Raw genomic sequence first — 15,202 nt, forward strand, 5'->3', positions numbered from 1 at the left:
ATACCTATGCATCGACTTGAGGGACCCCAATGAATCACGCCGAAATGACCGACCGCATCGTCACGGGCCAAGGCTTCATCGCCGCGCTCGACCAGTCGGGCGGATCGACCCCAAAGGCGCTCAAGGGCTACGGTATCGAAGAGGGTGCGTGGACCGGCGACGACGAGATGTTCGGCCTCATCCACCAGATGCGCCAGCGGATCATCGAGACCCCATGCTTCGGCAACGGCAAGGTCATCGGCGCGATCCTGTTCGAAAAGACGATGGACGGCGAAAGCGGCGGCAAGCCGGTTCCCGAACGCCTCGCCGAGCGCGGCGTGGTGCCGTTCCTGAAGGTCGACAAGGGCCTTGAGGACGAGGCGAACGGCGTCCAGCTCATGAAGCCGATGCCCGACCTCGAAGCGCTGTGCACCCGCGCCAAGGCGAAGGGCGTGTTCGGCACCAAGATGCGCTCGGTGATCAAGGCCAACGACCCGGTCGGCATCAAGCAGGCGGTCCACCAGCAGTTCGCCGAAGGGGCGCGCATCCTTTCGACCGGCCTCGTGCCGATGCTCGAGCCGGAATACGACATCCATGCAGCCGACCGCGCCGAGGGCGAGAAGGTGCTGCTTGAGGCGATACTCGAAGGACTGGGCGCGCTTCCGGCGGACCAGCAGGTCATGCTGAAGCTGTCGATCCCGGTCGAGGCAAACCTCTACAAGCCGCTGGTCGATCACCCGCGCGTCCTGCGCGTCGTGGCGCTATCGGGTGGCTATTCGACCGACGAGGCGTGCGAGAAGCTGAAGGCGAACGAGGGCATGATCGCGAGCTTTAGCCGCGGCCTGCTGCAGGACCTGCGCCACCAGCAGTCGGACGACGAGTTCGATTCGACCCTGGGCGGCGCGATCGACCAGATCCACGCCGCCTCGGTAAGCTGAGCGCCGGGGTCAGCGCATTTCGTAAGTGAAGCGGTAGTCGCCGGGTTCGAGCGTCGTATTGGTCATCCGCTCGGGCCGGACGCTCGACAGGGCGAGCATCTTGCCGTGGGTGCCGAACGGTTCGCCCAGCGTCAGGTCGGCGGTGTCCGAGAAGCCGGGGCCGACGATTCGCGTCGTGACGACCACGCGGCCCGCCCACACGCAGCGCGCATTCATCGGGCACCGGCTGTCCTCGACGAGCTTCTTGGGCGTCACGACGAGGTCGCCGACGCGGACCGGCACGCCCAGCGGCACGGCATAGCCTTGCGGCTGCGGCGGGGTGCTGTCGGGCGGCGGCACCATCGTGCATCCGGCGACGAGGGCAGCAGCGGTCAGAACTGGGGCGACGAAGGCGATTGCGGTTCTCATGGTGAGCAGAACGCACGAAGTCGGCTTGCGGTTGCCTGAATGCCCGCTACCTAGCGCGGCGATGGCTGTCAGCGAACTCTACCTCATCTCGCCGCTCGACGTCGGCGGCGACTTTCCCGCCCGGCTCGAAGCCGCGCTATCCAGCGGGTCGGTGGCGGCGTTCCAGTTCCGCGTGAAGGACGTCGACCAGCACGAAGCGGCTCGGCTTGCCGAGCCCCTGCAGGCGATCTGCTCTGCGCACGACTGCGCCTTCATCGTCAACGACAGCATCGCGCTCGCCAGGCGACTGGGCGCCGACGGCGTCCACCTCGGCCAAAGCGACGGCGACGTCCGCGAGGCGCGCGAGGCACTCGGGCGCGAGGCGCAGATCGGTGTGACCTGCCACGACAGTCGCCACCTGGCGATGGAAGCGGGGGAGGCCGGGGCAGACTATGTCGCGTTCGGCGCCTTCTTCCCCAGCACGACCAAGGCGAGCGAGCACCGGCCCGACCTCGAGTTGCTCACCTTCTGGCAGACCATTTTCGAGATCCCGTGCGTGGCGATCGGCGGCATAACCCCCGACAATTGCGGCCCGCTGGTTACCGCCGGCGCGGACTTCCTCGCGGTGTCCGCTGCTGTCTGGGATGGTGACCCGGCCGCCAACGTCGCCGCCTTCCATCGCGCTATCGAAGCAGCCGATCCGCGCCCCGAGTGATGGCCGGGAAATAATTCGGCACTTGGTCGTTGCCTTGGCGAGGGACGGGTCGCGTCCCGTGACCAGGGGATCCCGATTGCGCCACTTCCTTATCGCTACATCTCTCTTCGCGCTCGCCGCGTGCGGCTTCAACGGCACCGACCGTGACAATGCCGATGCCGCGGAGGCCGACCGCTCGGCCAATGCCACGACCGAGAACCTCGCCGACACGATGGCCTCGCAGGACGGCGCCGACATGGCGAGCGACGTGCCCAACATCCCGGATTCGGAAGCGCGCCCGATCATGCAGGCGCAGGTCGTGCTCGATCGACAGGGCTTCGGCCCGGGCGTGATCGACGGCAAGGAAGGCATGTCGACGACCAACGCGCTCAAGGGCTTCCAGGAAGCCAACGGACTGTCCGTGAGCGGGGAAATGGACGAAGCGACCCTGGCGAAGCTCGCCCAGTGGAAGAGCATTCCCGCCACGCGCGTCGTCCGCATCCCGGCCGACTGGGGCGAACTCGAATACGAAGCCACGCCGGAAGATGCGGCCGACCAGGCGAAGCTGGAGAGGCTCGCGTACCAGAGCCTCGACGAGAAGCTGGCCGAGCGGTTCCACACCACGATCGACGTGCTCAAGATGCTCAACCCCGGCGGCACGCCGGCGACCAGCGGCACCGCCCCGGCGACGGCTTCCCCGACTGCGACGCCCACAGCGAGCGAGACCGCAGCAGTGCCGGGCGCACCGCTCCCTTCGACTTTCGCCGCCGGCCAGCTCATCCGGGTGCCCAACATCGGTGGCGACCGCATCGCGCCCGGCGCAGTGGACGATCCCGACTGGCAGCAGACGCTCGTCAGCCTCGGCGTCGGCACCGAGCAGCCGCAGGTCGACAAGGTCGTCGTCAGCAAGGGCGGCAGCACGCTCAAGGCCTACGACGCGGCGGGCAAGCTGGTGGCGCTGTTCACCGTCTCGTCGGGCAGCAGCCGGTTCCCGCTGCCGCTGGGGAACTGGAAGATCAACGGCAAGGCGCCCAATCCGCCGTTTGCCTACGACCCCAAGGTGCTCGGCAACAGCGACCCGGGCGGCAAGCAGCAGCTTCCTCCGGGGCCGAACAGTCCCGTCGGCGTTGTCTGGATCGACCTCAGCAAGGAACACTACGGCATTCACGGTACGCCCGAACCGCAGACCATCGGGCGCGCGCAGAGCAGCGGCTGCGTCCGCCTGACTAACTGGGATGCCGCGCGCCTGGCCCAGATGGTCAAGAGCGGCACCAGAGTGGAGTTCATCGCCTGACATGGCACTGAAAGCGCTCGATCGGCTGCTGACCATTGTGGTCACCGCGACGCTGACGAGCGCGGTGTGGATCGTCGCGGGCGGCACCCTGATGCAGCGCGCGACGGTTCTCAGCCAGCCGGGTGGACCGCTCTCGATGCCATCCGCGACGCCCTCCGCAGCGGTGCTCCAGGAAGCGTCGATGGTGCAGGCGAGCGTCGTCTCGCAGGTGCCGGGCAAGCTCGTCATTCCGGTGACGGGCGTGACCGCCGGCCAGCTCGTCGACACGTTCACGCAGGCGCGGGCAGGCGGCACGCGGGTGCACGATGCGATCGACATCATGGCGCCCGAAGGGACCCCGGTCGTTTCGGCCGCGCCGGGCAAGCTGGAAAAGCTGTTTCTTTCGAAAGACGGCGGGAAGACAACCTACGTCCGTTCGACCGATGGCCGAACGATCTACTACTATGCGCACCTCAGGGACTACGCTCCGGGCCTCGCGGAGAACCAGTCGGTCACCGCCGGTCAGCGGCTCGGCAGCGTCGGTTACACCGGCAACGCCAGCCCGGATGCGCCGCACCTGCACTTTGCAATCCTGCAGACGTCGCCGCAGTCGAAGTGGTACCAGCCTTCGATTGCGATCAATCCGTACCCGCTGCTGCGGCGCTGACGGTCAGCCTTCGGCGCGGCCCGTGCGCACGCATCGCAGTTTGGCGAATTGCCCTTCGGCCTCGAGCCGCTTCAAGGCCCGCGCGCCCGTCCGTTCGAACTTTGCACCCTTGAGCGGGCCGCGCGTGAACACCAGTGTTTTGCCGTTCAGCAGGTAGGTCCCGCCGCCGCCCTCGGTGATATAGGCCGAGGCGTTGACTATATCGAACCAGGCGCCCTCGACCTTGAGCGAGGCCGGCCCGGTCGCGTCGCCCGGCAGTTCGCATAGATAGCGGCCGGTGGGCAGCGTCATCGGTCCGTCCTGCGCGGATGCGGCAGAGGCGAGCAGCACGGCGAGGCCAGCGCCGAGGAAGAGGGCTTTGATCATCGCGGCCCCGTTAGCAAACCGCGCGCACGCGCGCCAGACGCCTGCGTCCGGGTGACCTTGCCGGGCGGCGGCCGAGCGGCTAAGGCGCGGCCCGCAGCACTCCCGCCCGACCGGCGCGGCGTGCGACCCATCGAATTTTTCGAACGCCCGCGTTCCCCAACCCAAGGCTCTTTGCACCATGAAGATCTCCGGCGTGGATATCCGTCCCGGCAACATCCTCGAATACGAAAAAGGCATCTGGAAGGTCGCCAAGATCCAGCACACCCAGCCGGGCAAGGGCGGCGCCTACATGCAGGTCGAGATGAAGAACCTGCAGGACGGCCGGAAGACCAACGTCCGCTTCCGCAGCGCCGACACGATCGAGCGCGTGCGGCTGGAACAGAAGGACTTCCAGTTCCTCTACAACGACGGCGACAGCCTCGTGTTCATGGACAAGGACACGTACGAGCAGATCAACCTGCCGTCGGACCTGCTCGGCGATGCCGCGGCGTTCCTGCAGGACGGCATGGACGTGACGCTGGAGCTGTGGGATGAAAAGCCGATCTCGGTCGCGCTGCCCGAACAGGTCGAGGCGACCATCGTCGAGGCCGATGCCGTGGTGAAGGGGCAGACCGCCTCGTCCAGCTACAAGCCGGCCGTGCTCGACAACGGTGTGCGCGTGATGGTGCCCCCGCACATCGAAAGCGGTACTCGCATCGTGGTCGACGTCTACGAGCGGACCTACGTGGGCAAGGCGGGCTGATCGAACCGTGAGCGCTCTGTCCGGTCTTATCCGCGTCATGGAAAAGGCTGCCCGCAAGGCGGGCGGCAAGCTGCGCCGCGACTTCGGCGAGGTCGAGCACCTCCAAGTCAGCCGCAAGGGACCGTCGGATTTCGTCTCGAAGGCCGATCGCATCGCCGAGCGCACCATCTGGGACGAGCTCAAGGCGGCGCGGCCCGGCTGGGGCTTCCTGATGGAAGAAGGCGGCGAGATCGAGGGCGAAGAGGGCAAGCCGCGCTTCATCGTCGATCCGCTCGATGGCACCAGCAACTTTCTACACGGCATTCCGCACTTCGCGATCTCGATCGCGGCGCAGGAGCCCAAGCTCGACGGTTCGGGCTGGGGCGAGGTGACCGCCGCGGTGGTCTACCAGCCGGTTACCGACGAAACGTTCTGGGCAGAAAAGAGCCGGGGCGCGTGGCTGCACGATGCACGCCTTCGCGTGTCCAGCCGCGCACGGATGTCCGACGCGCTGATTTCGACCGGAATGCCCTATCAGGGGCACGGCGACTTCGCGGAATGGATCAAGCTCTACGCCGCGCTGGGTCCACAGGTCGCCGGCATCCGCCGCTTCGGCGCCGCCTCGCTCGACCTCGCGTGGGTCGCGGCGGGCCGCTACGACGGGTTCTGGGAAAGCGACCTCGCGCCGTGGGACACCGCGGCGGGCTGCCTGCTCGTGCGCGAGGCGGGCGGTTTCGTGACCGACTACCGTGGTCGCTCGCAGCCGATCTGCGACCGCCAGGTGCTCGCCGGGAACGACGGTCTGCACTCAAAGCTGCACAAAGCGGTGGTCACGGCGCTGAAGGCCTAGCAACGGTCGCCGGTCGCCGCTAAGGGCGTCGGCGCCTCGGGTTGCCCCTGTGGCGGAATGGTAGACGCGAACGACTCAAAATCGTTTGTCGAAAGGCGTGCCCGTTCGAGTCGGGCCAGGGGCACCAGACGGCTCGGCCGACCCTAGAACGGGAAGAAGATCGTGATCGTGGTGATGGCCACGACCGCGGTGATCATATTCAGCGGCAGTCCGACGCGCACGAAATCCATATAGCTGTATCCGCCCATCTGGTAGACGATCACATTCGTCTGATAACCGAACGGCGTGGCGAACGCCGCGCTGCCGGCCATCATCACCGCGACGAGGAAGGGACGCGGGCTGACCCCGAGGCTTTCCGCGAGCGCCACCGCGATCGGTGTCACCAGGACTGCGACCGTCGCGTTGGAGAGCAATTCGGTCAGCACCATCGTAGCGAAATACAGCACGATCAGGGCAGCGAGCGGGCTTATGTCGTGCATCTGGTCAATCAGGAAACGGGTAGCCGCATCGGCCAGACCGCTCTCCTCCATCGCAATCCCGATGACGACCATCCCCGCGATAAGGATCAGGATGTCGGGCTTTAGGCCGCCATAGGCTTCGTCGGCGGTGATGACGCGCAGCAGGATCAGGAGGACCGCCCCGGCGAACGCGCTTGCCGCGATCGGCGCGATATCGAGTGCGGCAGCGGCGATCGCCGCGATGAAGATCGTCGAGGCGATCAGCGCCTTCATGGGCTGTAGAGGGCGCGGCTCTGCGAACAGCTCGGCGTGTCCGACTTGCACCCCGCCGATGTGTACTTCGTCCGCTGAGGCGACCATCCCGCTGACGGTGCGACCGTTCTCCGCCGCCTCGTCGGGTAACGGGTCATCGAGATGGCGACCCATCAACCTTCCGCTGAAGAGGAAGAGGTAAAGGCCTCCCGCCAACGCCATGGAGAGGCCGACGGGCGTGATCTCGAACATCCCGAACCGCGGCTGGCCCGCAATGCTTGCCATGTCGTCGACGAGGAGGTTCGTCGATGTGCCGATCAGGGTGCAGCATCCGGTGAGGACCGCGATGTAGGACAGCGGCATCAGGTAGCGCTTGGGGGACAGGTCGAGTGCCCGCGCGACATCGCGCACTACCGGCGCGCCGAGAACCACGATCGGCGTGCTGTTGAGGAAGCAGGACACGAAGCCGATGGCGCTCAGAAGCATCCAGATGCCCGCCGCGCCCGCACGCTTGCACAGCTTCACCCCGAGCTGGATGGCGCGGTCTAGCAGGCCCGAGAGTTCGAGCGCGTAGGCGATGACGAACAGGGCGGCGAGTGCCAGGATCGCGGGGCTCGCGAATGCGCCCTGGACCTCGATCGGTCGCACGACCCCGGTCATCAGCAGGACCGCCGCACCAGACAGCGCGATGACATCGGGCCGGATACGGTCCCAGATCATCATCCCCACGACCGCGGCGAGAACGAGGAGCGTCAGGACCTGGTCGACGTTCACCGGGCGGCTACCGGCGAACCGGGACTGATCTGCATCGAGTGTCTCGCTTTGGCAGCGCAGGGACCGCGAGGTCTGGCGCCCGGTTCCGGAATTGCCTAACCATTGGAAATGGATGAGCCAACCCCGCGCGTGAGCAGGCTCGCACTGGCCGCGGCCTTTGCCGCCACGATCGCCGTGGGGGCTGGGGGCTTTCTGGCGGGCCGCGCAACGACCCCCCGACCGATACCCGCGCGAGCGATTCCCGATCCCTCGCCGACTGCGACTGGCGCAATTATCACCGGGGTACTGGGAAGGGTCGATCTCATCGCACTCGCCGCACAAGCCGCCGACGCCGCAGCGTCGGGGCGGCCTCCATACAGCGATAACCGAGCCGCCGACGGCCGCCGGTTCGAAATTCGCCTGCCGTTCGGATGCGCTTCCCAGGCGGGTCCGACCTCTCCGTCGGCGATGACGGCGCAGTATGACGAAGCCGCGGAGACGCTTCGGCTGTCCGTTGCACCGCAGGTTTGGCAGGTTGCCGAGTGGTGGCCCGGGGTCGCGCAGGACGCTGTCCACGGCGTCGAGGGCTTCTGGATCGAACGCCCCTGGTCGTCGAGCGAGGACTGCCCACCTTCGACCGACACGGGCGCGCAGACTGCCAGCGGTGAGGGGGAAGATCGGCGCGCCTATCCGCAAACGTTGGCGATTGCACAGATCCATGGCTCGGCAGGATCGCGGCGCGGTCGTCGCGATGGCCAACCGTATCGGGCGGTCGTCCGCATTGCGCCCGACCAAGTGGACCTCGAGCGCGGGTTCCGGCTGCTCATATCCGGTCGTCTGGCCCCGGGTCCGGGCGGCGATCTTGTCTCCTGCATTTCTTCTTCGGTGGTGGGCGCTCCGCCTGTCTGCATGATTTCCGCGGCCATGGACGAAATCGCGATCGAGAATCCTGCGACAGGAGAGACGCTCGCGCGGTGGACGATTGCCGTCGGAGATGGTCGTTCGGACGTCGCCAATTCTGGATCTGCAATCGACCGTGAGTAAAGGCGCCGCGATCAAAGCCGCAATCCACCAATACCCGTACGCGAGAACTTAAGTGGAGCACTCCGTGAATAGACTGATCCTGGCCGCTGTCGGCCTGCTGCTTGCCGCGACGCCCGCCCAGGCCGACGATCTGCGCGAAGCGATCGCGGCGGACATGCCGGGTCTGCTGACGATCTACCGCGACCTGCACCAGCACCCCGAACTCGCGTTCAGCGAAGTGCGCAGCGCGAAGATCATGGCCGATGCCGCGCGCAAGGCGGGTTTCACCGTCACCGAGGGCGTCGGGAAGACCGGCGTCGTGGCGGTGATGGCGAACGGCGAGGGACCCACAGTTCTCCTGCGCGCCGACATGGACGCGCTGCCGGTGGTCGAGCAGACCGGGCTGCCGTTCGCCTCGAAGGCGCGCGCGCAGGCGGCGGGCGGCGAGACCGGCGTGATGCACGCCTGCGGTCACGATACGCACATGACCGCGTGGATCGCGACCGCGCGCCTGCTCGCCGCGCGCAAGGACCAGTGGAAGGGCACGCTGGTGATGATCGGCCAGCCTGCCGAGGAGACCGGGCAGGGCGCCAAGGCGATGCTCGACGACGGGCTCTACACGCGGTTTCCCAAGCCCGATTACGCGCTCGCGTTCCACGACATGGCGGGCGTGCCCGCGGGCAAGATCACCTATGCCTCGGGCCCGGCAATGGCGAACGTCGACAGCGTGGACATCGCGGTGAAGGGCGTGGGCGGCCACGGCGCCGCGCCGCACACCACCAAGGATCCGATCGTCCTCGCCAGCGCGATCGTGATGCGGTTGCAGACGCTGGTCAGCCGCGAGAACAACCCTCTCGATCCCGCGGTGGTGACAGTCGGCAGCTTCCACGCCGGATCGCGCTACAACATCATCTCCGACGGCGCGCACCTGCAATTGACCGTCCGCAGCTTCAGCGACGCGCAGCGCCAGCGCCTGCTCGACGGGATCAAGCGCACCGTTGCGGGCGAGGCCATGGCATCGGGGATCCCCGAAAGCCTCGCCCCGGTCATAACGTTCGGCGAGGGGTTCACACCGACACTCTACAACGATCCCGCCTTCGCGGCGGAAGTGACCGCGCCGTTCGTCGAGCGGTTCGGGGCCGATCGCGTCGCCGTCGCGCCGCCTATCATGCCGGGCGAGGACTTCTCGCGCTACGGCCGGGCAGACCCCGCCAACATCCGCTCGTTTCTGTTCTGGGTCGGCGGCGAGCGGCCCGAAACGATCGCCAAGGCCGAGGCGGACGGCACTGTGCTGCCGTCGCTCCACAGCCCGTTCTGGGCACCGGATGCGGAAAAGGTGATCGGCACCGCCGCCGAAGCGCTTACCAGTGCGGCGATGCGGTTGATGCCAGCCGGCGGTTAGTCGGGCGCGTCGCCGCTGTTCGAGCGTTCGCGCGAAGCGGCGAGCAGCTTTTTCTTCTGCCCGCCGGTGATGGAGGCCCAGCCCCCGTGATCCGTCTCTTCGCTATCCTGCGCGCCATGGGTGGCACTAGCGCGGCAAGGTCAAACGGTCGGCAACCATCGATGGTTGCCGTGAAGTTGACGGCCGCCGGGGGAGGGGGTCCCCCGACGGCCATCTCTCCTCCCCAGGAGCTTGTCGCGGTGCCTAGGCGTAAGTGCCGAGGCGGTGGTGCAGGGCGTTGATCTTGGCCAGTTCCTCGCGGTCGTCGACCGTGCGGGCATAGGCGGTCAGCGCGGTGCGCAGCAGGCGGAAGTCGGCAGTCGACAGCAGCGCGCGGGCGCGGCCAGGTTCGGCGGGGCGGTCCTCGGTCATGGTCGTCATCCTCTCTCTCCTTACGTCGGGCGAATTGGCAGCCGTCAGGCAGCCGCAAACTGGTTCATGGTATTGTGCTCGCCGCCCGCCTTGAGGGCGGCTTCGCCGGCGAAGTATTCCTTGTGGTCGTCGCCGATGTCGGAGCCGGACATGTTCTGGTGCTTCACGCACGCGATCCCCTGGCGGATCTCCTCGCGCTGCACGTTCTTGACGTAACCCAGCATCCCGGCCTCGCCGAAGTATTCGCGGGCGAGGTTGTCGGTGCTGAGCGCCGCGGTGTGGTACGTCGGCAGCGTGATGAGGTGGTGGAAGATCCCCGCCTCGCGCGCCGCGTCCCGCTGGAAAGTGCGGATGCGCTCGTCGGCTTCGGCGGCCAGCGCCGTTCCGTCGTAGTCCACGCTCATCAAGCGCGCCCGATCATAGGCCGAGACATCCTCTCCCGCCGCCACCCAGGCATCGTAGACCTGCTGGCGGAAGTTCAGCGTCCAGTTGAAGCTGGGGCTGTTGTTATAGACGAGCTTGGCATTCGGGATCACCTCGCGAATGCGGCTGACCATTCCGCCGATCTGGCCGATGTGCGGCTTCTCGGTTTCGATCCACAGCAGGTCGGCGCCGTTCTGGAGCGACGTGATGCAGTCGAGCACGCAGCGATCCTCGCCGGTGCCCGAACGGAACTGGTAGAGGTTGCTGGGCAGGCGCTTCGGACGAAGCAGCTTGCCGTCGCGGCTGATCAGGACGTCGCCGTTGCCCAGCGTGGACGCATCGACCTCCTCGCAATCGAGGAAAGCGTTGTACTGGTCGCCAAGGTCGCCCGGCTCCTTCGAGAAGGCGATCTGTTTGGTCAGGCCGGCGCCGAGGCTGTCGGTACGGGCGACGATCACCCCGTCGTCGACGCCAAGCTCGAGGAACGCATAGCGGATCGCCCGGATCTTCTGGAGGAAGTCCTCGTGCGGCACGGTGACCTTGCCGTCCTGGTGGCCGCACTGCTTTTCGTCCGACACCTGGTTCTCGATCTGGATGGCGCAGGCGCCCGCCTCGATCATCTTCTTGGCGAGGAGATAGGTCGCCTCCGGGTTGCCGAAGCCGGCGTCGATGTCGGCAATGATCGGCACGACGTGGGTTTCGTGGTTGTCGATGGCTTGGCTGATGCGCGCCGCCTCGACCTCGTTGCCAGTCTCGCGGGCCTTGTCGAGTTCGCGGAACAGGCCGCCGAGTTCACGGGCATCCGCCTGGCGCAGGAACGTGTAGAGTTCCTCGATTAGCGCAGGGACGCTGGTCTTCTCGTGCATCGACTGGTCGGGCAGCGGACCGAACTCGCTGCGCAGCGCGGCGATCATCCAGCCGGACAGGTACAGGTACCGGCTCTTGGTGGTGCCGAAATGCTTCTTGATCGCGATCAGTTTCTGCTGGCCGATGAACCCGTGCCAGCAGCCAAGCGACTGGGTGTAGGCGGCGGGATCGGCGTCGTAGGCGGCCATGTCGGCACGCATGATCGCGGCGGTGTAGCGCGCGATGTCGAGGCCGGTGGGGAAGCGATTCTGCAGCTTCATGCGGGCCGCGCTTTCGGCGTCGATCGCATTCCATCCCGCGCCCGCACCGTCGATCGTGCGGCGGAAGTCGGAGATGTTGCTGGCGTAGGTCATGGCGAAATCCTCAGGTGAGTGCTTGCAGATTCGAATACCTTTCACCGGCTCGCCCTACACGCACAATTTACAAAGTTTGTTGTCTCCGAGGCGGGATTGCGTCATATCTCGCTGTCACAGTGTAAAGAAAGTTACAAAGCATGGTTGAGGGATCTCTGTTCGCCGGACCGGCGCTGCGTCGCCTCCGCAAACGCGAAGCACTGACCCAGGGCGCGATGGCCGCGCGGCTCGGCATCTCGCCAAGCTATCTCAATCTGATCGAGCGCAACCAGCGCCCGCTCTCCGCGCGCGTCGTGCTGCAGGTCGTCGACCAGTTCGACTACGATCCCCGCGGCCTGCGCGAGGACGAAGCGATCGGCGGGATCGACGGACTGGCGCGGCGCATGGCCGATGACCGTTTCGCCGACCTCGGCATCGACCGTGACGAGTTGGCCGAATTCCTCAGCGCCGCCCCGCAGGCAGCTGCGGCCTTCGTTCGGCTCTACGACAACACGGCTCCCGCCGAGCGCCGCGACGATCCCACCCAGGCGGCACGGCGCGAGATCGAGCGGTGGCGCAACCACTTCGCCGATCTCGACGTCGCAGCCGAAGCGCTGGCCGACGAGCTTCGCCTGTCGCGCGGCGATACCTACGGTGCGCTGGCCGAGCGCCTGCGCGAGCGGCACCAGCTGACCATCCGCATCCTGCCGCGCGAGGTGACGCCCGATCACGTCCGGCGGCTAGACCTTCACGCCCGCCAGCTCCAGCTCAACGAGATGCTCGACCCGGCCTCGCGCACATTCCAGGTCGCGACCCAGATCGCGCAATTGGAATTCCGCGAGCAGATCGCAGCACTCGCGGCGGGCGCGCAGTTCGCGGACGAAACGCCGCGCAAGCTTTTTGAGCGGCACCTGACCGCCTACGTCGCGGCGGCGCTGGTCATGCCCTATGGCCGGTTCCTGCGCGCGGCGGAATCGACAGGGTACGACGTTCCGGTGCTGATGCGCCGGTTCGGGGTCGGATTCGAAAGCCTCGCGCACCGGTTCACGACACTGCAACGCGTAGGCCAGCGCGGGCTGCCGTTCTTCATGGCACGCGTCGACCGGGCGGGGCAGTATTCCAAGCGTTACTCGGGCGCGAGCGGGGCCAGCCTGCTCGACAGCGACACCAGTTGCCCGCTGTGGAATGCCCATCGTGCGTTCGAGCGGCCGGGCGATTTCCTCGCGCAATCGGTGGTGCTCGATGGTAGCGGCGCGGCTCCGGCGCAGTGGTTCACGATCGCGCGCACCGTGCAAGGGCGGAGCATCGGCAGCTCCGCGCAGTTCGCGGTGATCCTCGGGCTCGAGGCAAGGCTCGCCGGTGAGCTTGCCGCCGCGCGCGGGCTGTCGCTGCGACCGGATGATGCGACCCGGATTGGGCCGGGCTGCGCCTTGTGTCATGTGCCCGGATGCTTCCAGCGTTCGCTGCCTCCGCGCGGCACGAGCCTGCAGTTCTCCGCTCTGGAGCAGGGCGTCACGCCCTTCCGTTTCTCGGGTTAACCATCGTTCTCGGAACCCGGTCCGCAGCCCGTTCGTTTTGCGGCCTATCAAACAGGGAGCTCTTTTCCATGACCGAAGAACGCATCACCGAAGTCCGCGACCCGGATACCGGTTCGACCCACACGACGCATACCGTCATCACCGACGGCGACAGCCGTAGCGGCGGAGGCGGATCGGGCTGGCTGATCGCGATCGTGCTGATCATCGCCGTCGTCGCCGGTTTCTTCATCTTCTCGAACATGAGCGGATCGGAAGTCGCCAAGGACAACGCGATCGAGAACGCCGCGAACAACGTCGGCGAAGCGGCGCAGAACGTCGGCGAGGCTGCGAAGGACGCGGCCGACAGCGTCAACAACAACTGATCGGTAACCACCGCCCGGGCCGGTTTTCCGGGATTTAGGCGGGTGTAAAGTTTACCGACATTTCATCTCTCGTACCTAGGGTCGCGCTTCATAACAGGAGCGCACCCCGGGCCGAGACGATGATCCGCCTCTTCAAGCACTATATCCCGCATGCCGTGATGCTGCTGGGCCTCTTCGACCTCGTGCTGCTGCTCGGGGCGGGAGAGATCGCCTGGCAGGTGCGCGCGAGCCAGATCGGCAGCACGGTCGGTCCCGTTGTGGACCGCGCCGGAATGCTGGTGCTTCTTGCCGCAGTCGTCTGGCTCGCGATGATCGCGGTCGGGACCTACGGTGCGGACGCGCTGCGATCGATGCGGTATGCCTGCGCGCGGCTTCTCGTCGCGGTGAGCCTCGGCATCATCGCCCTTTCGGTTATCGAGTTCGCACTGCCCGGCAACACGTTCTGGCGATCGACTCTCATCTACGCGATGGTGCTGGCGATCGCCCTGCTGATCGCGAACCGGATGCTGGTAGGCAGCGTGATCGGCACCGCCGCCTTCCGCCGCCGCGTTCTCGTGCTCGGCGCGGGTGAAAGGGCCGCGCGGATCAAGGCGCTCGCCGAGCGGCCCGAAAGCGGGTTCGCGGTGGTCAGCTTCCTCGCCATGAACGAGGGTTCGCCGCTGATCGAGGAAGCAATCCCGCGCAGCGCGATTCACGACCTCGGTCGCTTCGTCGAGAACATCGGCGCGAGCGAAGTGGTCCTGGCGCTGGAGGAGCGGCGCAATTCGCTCCCGCTCAAGGACCTGCTGCGGATCAAGACCCACGGCGTCCACGTCAACGACTTCTCGAGCTTCCTCGAGCGCGAGACCGGACGGGTCGATCTCGACACGCTCAATCCCAGCTGGCTGATCTTCTCGGACGGATTCTCTTCGGGCCGGATGCTGTCGAGCGCGGCAAAACGCGTGTTCGACGTGACGGCGAGCGGACTGCTGCTCGCGCTGACATTCCCGCTGATCGCGCTGTTCGCGATCCTCGTGAAGCTCGACAGCAAGGGTCCGGCATTCTTCCGCCAGACCCGCGTCGGGCTCTATGGCCAGCCGTTCACGGTCCACAAGCTGCGCTCGATGCGCACCGACGCCGAGGCTGGCGGCGCTAAGTGGGCGGAAAGGGACGATCCGCGCGTTACCCGCCTCGGCCGGTTCATCCGCAAGGTGCGGATCGACGAACTGCCGCAGGTCTGGACGGTGCTCGCCGGCCGGATGAGCTTCGTCGGCCCGCGTCCGGAAGTGCCCGCGTTCGTGACCGATCTCGAGGACAAGTTGCCGTATTATGCGGAACGCCACATGGTGAAGCCGGGGATCACCGGATGGGCCCAGATCAACTACCCCTATGGCGCGAGCGTCGAGGATGCCCGCGCGAAGCTCGAATACGACCTCTATTACGCCAAGAATTACACGCCCTTTCTCGATCTCCTGATCCTGTTGCAGACGGTGCGGGTCGTGCTGTGGCCGGAGGGCGCGCGCTGAG

At 66.6% G+C, this 15,202-nt stretch carries 16 protein-coding genes and 1 tRNA gene; 12 read left to right on the forward strand and 5 right to left on the reverse strand.

Features of this window, described 5'->3' with window-relative positions:
• Positions 1-29 precede the first annotated feature (29 nt).
• Complete coding sequence (locus ACWPMX_RS05130) at positions 30-917, forward strand: fructose bisphosphate aldolase (protein ID WP_455698963.1); 888 nt, start codon at positions 30-32, stop codon at positions 915-917.
• A 9-nt stretch (positions 918-926) separates the two neighbouring features.
• Here the strand turns inward: ACWPMX_RS05130 and ACWPMX_RS05135 are convergent, their stop codons facing one another.
• On the reverse strand, positions 927-1,325 hold the full coding sequence (locus tag ACWPMX_RS05135; protein ID WP_455698964.1) for a hypothetical protein: 399 nt from the start codon (positions 1,323-1,325) through the stop codon (positions 927-929).
• Positions 1,326-1,386: 61 nt separating this feature from the next.
• Here ACWPMX_RS05135 and thiE point away from each other — a divergent pair, with 61 nt between their 5' ends.
• The 3 genes from thiE to ACWPMX_RS05150 all read left to right on the forward strand — a co-directional run bounded on the left by thiE (position 1,387) and on the right by ACWPMX_RS05150 (position 3,938).
• Entirely contained in the window at positions 1,387-2,019 is a 633-nt protein-coding gene (thiE, locus tag ACWPMX_RS05140) for a thiamine phosphate synthase (protein ID WP_455698965.1), read from the forward strand.
• Between the two features lie 76 nt (positions 2,020-2,095).
• On the forward strand, positions 2,096-3,292 hold the full coding sequence (locus tag ACWPMX_RS05145; RefSeq protein ID WP_455698966.1) for a L,D-transpeptidase family protein: 1,197 nt from the start codon (positions 2,096-2,098) through the stop codon (positions 3,290-3,292).
• Between the two features lies 1 nt (position 3,293).
• Positions 3,294-3,938 (forward strand): M23 family metallopeptidase, encoded by a 645-nt coding sequence (locus ACWPMX_RS05150; RefSeq protein ID WP_455698967.1) that lies wholly within the window; start codon positions 3,294-3,296, stop codon positions 3,936-3,938.
• A gap of 3 nt (positions 3,939-3,941) precedes the next feature.
• Here the strand turns inward: ACWPMX_RS05150 and ACWPMX_RS05155 are convergent, their stop codons facing one another.
• A complete protein-coding gene (locus ACWPMX_RS05155) occupies positions 3,942-4,304 on the reverse strand; it encodes an elongation factor P (protein WP_455698968.1) in 363 nt (120 codons plus the stop codon).
• Between the two features lie 178 nt (positions 4,305-4,482).
• On the opposite strand from ACWPMX_RS05155, the gene efp reads away from it, so the two are divergent.
• From efp to ACWPMX_RS05170, 3 genes are all read left to right on the forward strand, one after another.
• Entirely contained in the window at positions 4,483-5,046 is a 564-nt protein-coding gene (gene efp / locus ACWPMX_RS05160; protein ID WP_455698969.1) for an elongation factor P, read from the forward strand.
• A 7-nt stretch (positions 5,047-5,053) separates the two neighbouring features.
• Positions 5,054-5,875, forward strand: a complete 822-nt coding sequence (locus tag ACWPMX_RS05165; RefSeq protein ID WP_455698970.1) for an inositol monophosphatase family protein — start codon at positions 5,054-5,056, stop codon at positions 5,873-5,875.
• 43 nt (positions 5,876-5,918) lie between these two features.
• A tRNA-Leu gene (locus ACWPMX_RS05170) sits at positions 5,919-6,002 on the forward strand.
• A 16-nt stretch (positions 6,003-6,018) separates the two neighbouring features.
• On the opposite strand, the gene ACWPMX_RS05175 is transcribed toward ACWPMX_RS05170, so the two are convergent.
• Complete coding sequence (locus ACWPMX_RS05175; protein WP_455698971.1) at positions 6,019-7,359, reverse strand: SLC13 family permease; 1,341 nt, start codon at positions 7,357-7,359, stop codon at positions 6,019-6,021.
• A 129-nt stretch (positions 7,360-7,488) separates the two neighbouring features.
• Here ACWPMX_RS05175 and ACWPMX_RS05180 point away from each other — a divergent pair, with 129 nt between their 5' ends.
• Both ACWPMX_RS05180 and ACWPMX_RS05185 read left to right on the forward strand, forming a co-directional pair.
• Complete coding sequence (locus ACWPMX_RS05180; RefSeq protein ID WP_455698972.1) at positions 7,489-8,382, forward strand: hypothetical protein; 894 nt, start codon at positions 7,489-7,491, stop codon at positions 8,380-8,382.
• A 64-nt stretch (positions 8,383-8,446) separates the two neighbouring features.
• A complete protein-coding gene (locus ACWPMX_RS05185; RefSeq protein ID WP_455698973.1) occupies positions 8,447-9,763 on the forward strand; it encodes an amidohydrolase in 1,317 nt (438 codons plus the stop codon).
• Between the two features lie 243 nt (positions 9,764-10,006).
• Here ACWPMX_RS05185 and ACWPMX_RS05190 read toward each other — a convergent pair whose 3' ends face one another.
• Positions 10,007-10,183 (reverse strand): hypothetical protein, encoded by a 177-nt coding sequence (locus ACWPMX_RS05190; RefSeq protein ID WP_455698974.1) that lies wholly within the window; start codon positions 10,181-10,183, stop codon positions 10,007-10,009.
• 35 nt (positions 10,184-10,218) lie between these two features.
• A complete protein-coding gene (locus tag ACWPMX_RS05195) occupies positions 10,219-11,817 on the reverse strand; it encodes an isocitrate lyase (protein ID WP_455698975.1) in 1,599 nt (532 codons plus the stop codon).
• A gap of 140 nt (positions 11,818-11,957) precedes the next feature.
• On the opposite strand from ACWPMX_RS05195, the gene ACWPMX_RS05200 reads away from it, so the two are divergent.
• From ACWPMX_RS05200 to ACWPMX_RS05210, 3 genes are all read left to right on the forward strand, one after another.
• Positions 11,958-13,334 (forward strand): helix-turn-helix domain-containing protein, encoded by a 1,377-nt coding sequence (locus ACWPMX_RS05200; RefSeq protein WP_455698976.1) that lies wholly within the window; start codon positions 11,958-11,960, stop codon positions 13,332-13,334.
• Positions 13,335-13,402: 68 nt separating this feature from the next.
• Positions 13,403-13,696 (forward strand): hypothetical protein, encoded by a 294-nt coding sequence (locus ACWPMX_RS05205; protein WP_455698977.1) that lies wholly within the window; start codon positions 13,403-13,405, stop codon positions 13,694-13,696.
• A 119-nt stretch (positions 13,697-13,815) separates the two neighbouring features.
• Positions 13,816-15,201: a TIGR03013 family XrtA/PEP-CTERM system glycosyltransferase gene (locus ACWPMX_RS05210; protein WP_455698978.1), complete on the forward strand. Its 1,386-nt coding sequence runs from the start codon at positions 13,816-13,818 to the stop codon at positions 15,199-15,201.
• Position 15,202: the final 1 nt, after the last annotated feature.

The sequence above is a fragment of the Tsuneonella sp. HG094 genome, assembly GCF_053819285.1.

Bases quoted from the DNA above. Each gene is read 5' to 3' on its own strand.
- ACWPMX_RS05130 (WP_455698963.1), top strand. From the start codon at position 30: ATGAATCACGCCGAAATGACCGACCGCATCGTCACGGGCCAAGGCTTC.
- ACWPMX_RS05135 (WP_455698964.1), bottom strand. From the start codon at position 1,325: ATGAGAACCGCAATCGCCTTCGTCGCCCCAGTTCTGACCGCTGCTGCC.
- thiE (WP_455698965.1), top strand. From the start codon at position 1,387: ATGGCTGTCAGCGAACTCTACCTCATCTCGCCGCTCGACGTCGGCGGC.
- ACWPMX_RS05150 (WP_455698967.1), top strand. From the start codon at position 3,294: ATGGCACTGAAAGCGCTCGATCGGCTGCTGACCATTGTGGTCACCGCG.
- ACWPMX_RS05155 (WP_455698968.1), bottom strand. From the start codon at position 4,304: ATGATCAAAGCCCTCTTCCTCGGCGCTGGCCTCGCCGTGCTGCTCGCC.
- efp (WP_455698969.1), top strand. From the start codon at position 4,483: ATGAAGATCTCCGGCGTGGATATCCGTCCCGGCAACATCCTCGAATAC.
- ACWPMX_RS05190 (WP_455698974.1), bottom strand. From the start codon at position 10,183: ATGACGACCATGACCGAGGACCGCCCCGCCGAACCTGGCCGCGCCCGC.
- ACWPMX_RS05195 (WP_455698975.1), bottom strand. From the start codon at position 11,817: ATGACCTACGCCAGCAACATCTCCGACTTCCGCCGCACGATCGACGGT.
- ACWPMX_RS05200 (WP_455698976.1), top strand. From the start codon at position 11,958: ATGGTTGAGGGATCTCTGTTCGCCGGACCGGCGCTGCGTCGCCTCCGC.
- ACWPMX_RS05205 (WP_455698977.1), top strand. From the start codon at position 13,403: ATGACCGAAGAACGCATCACCGAAGTCCGCGACCCGGATACCGGTTCG.
- ACWPMX_RS05210 (WP_455698978.1), top strand. From the start codon at position 13,816: ATGATCCGCCTCTTCAAGCACTATATCCCGCATGCCGTGATGCTGCTG.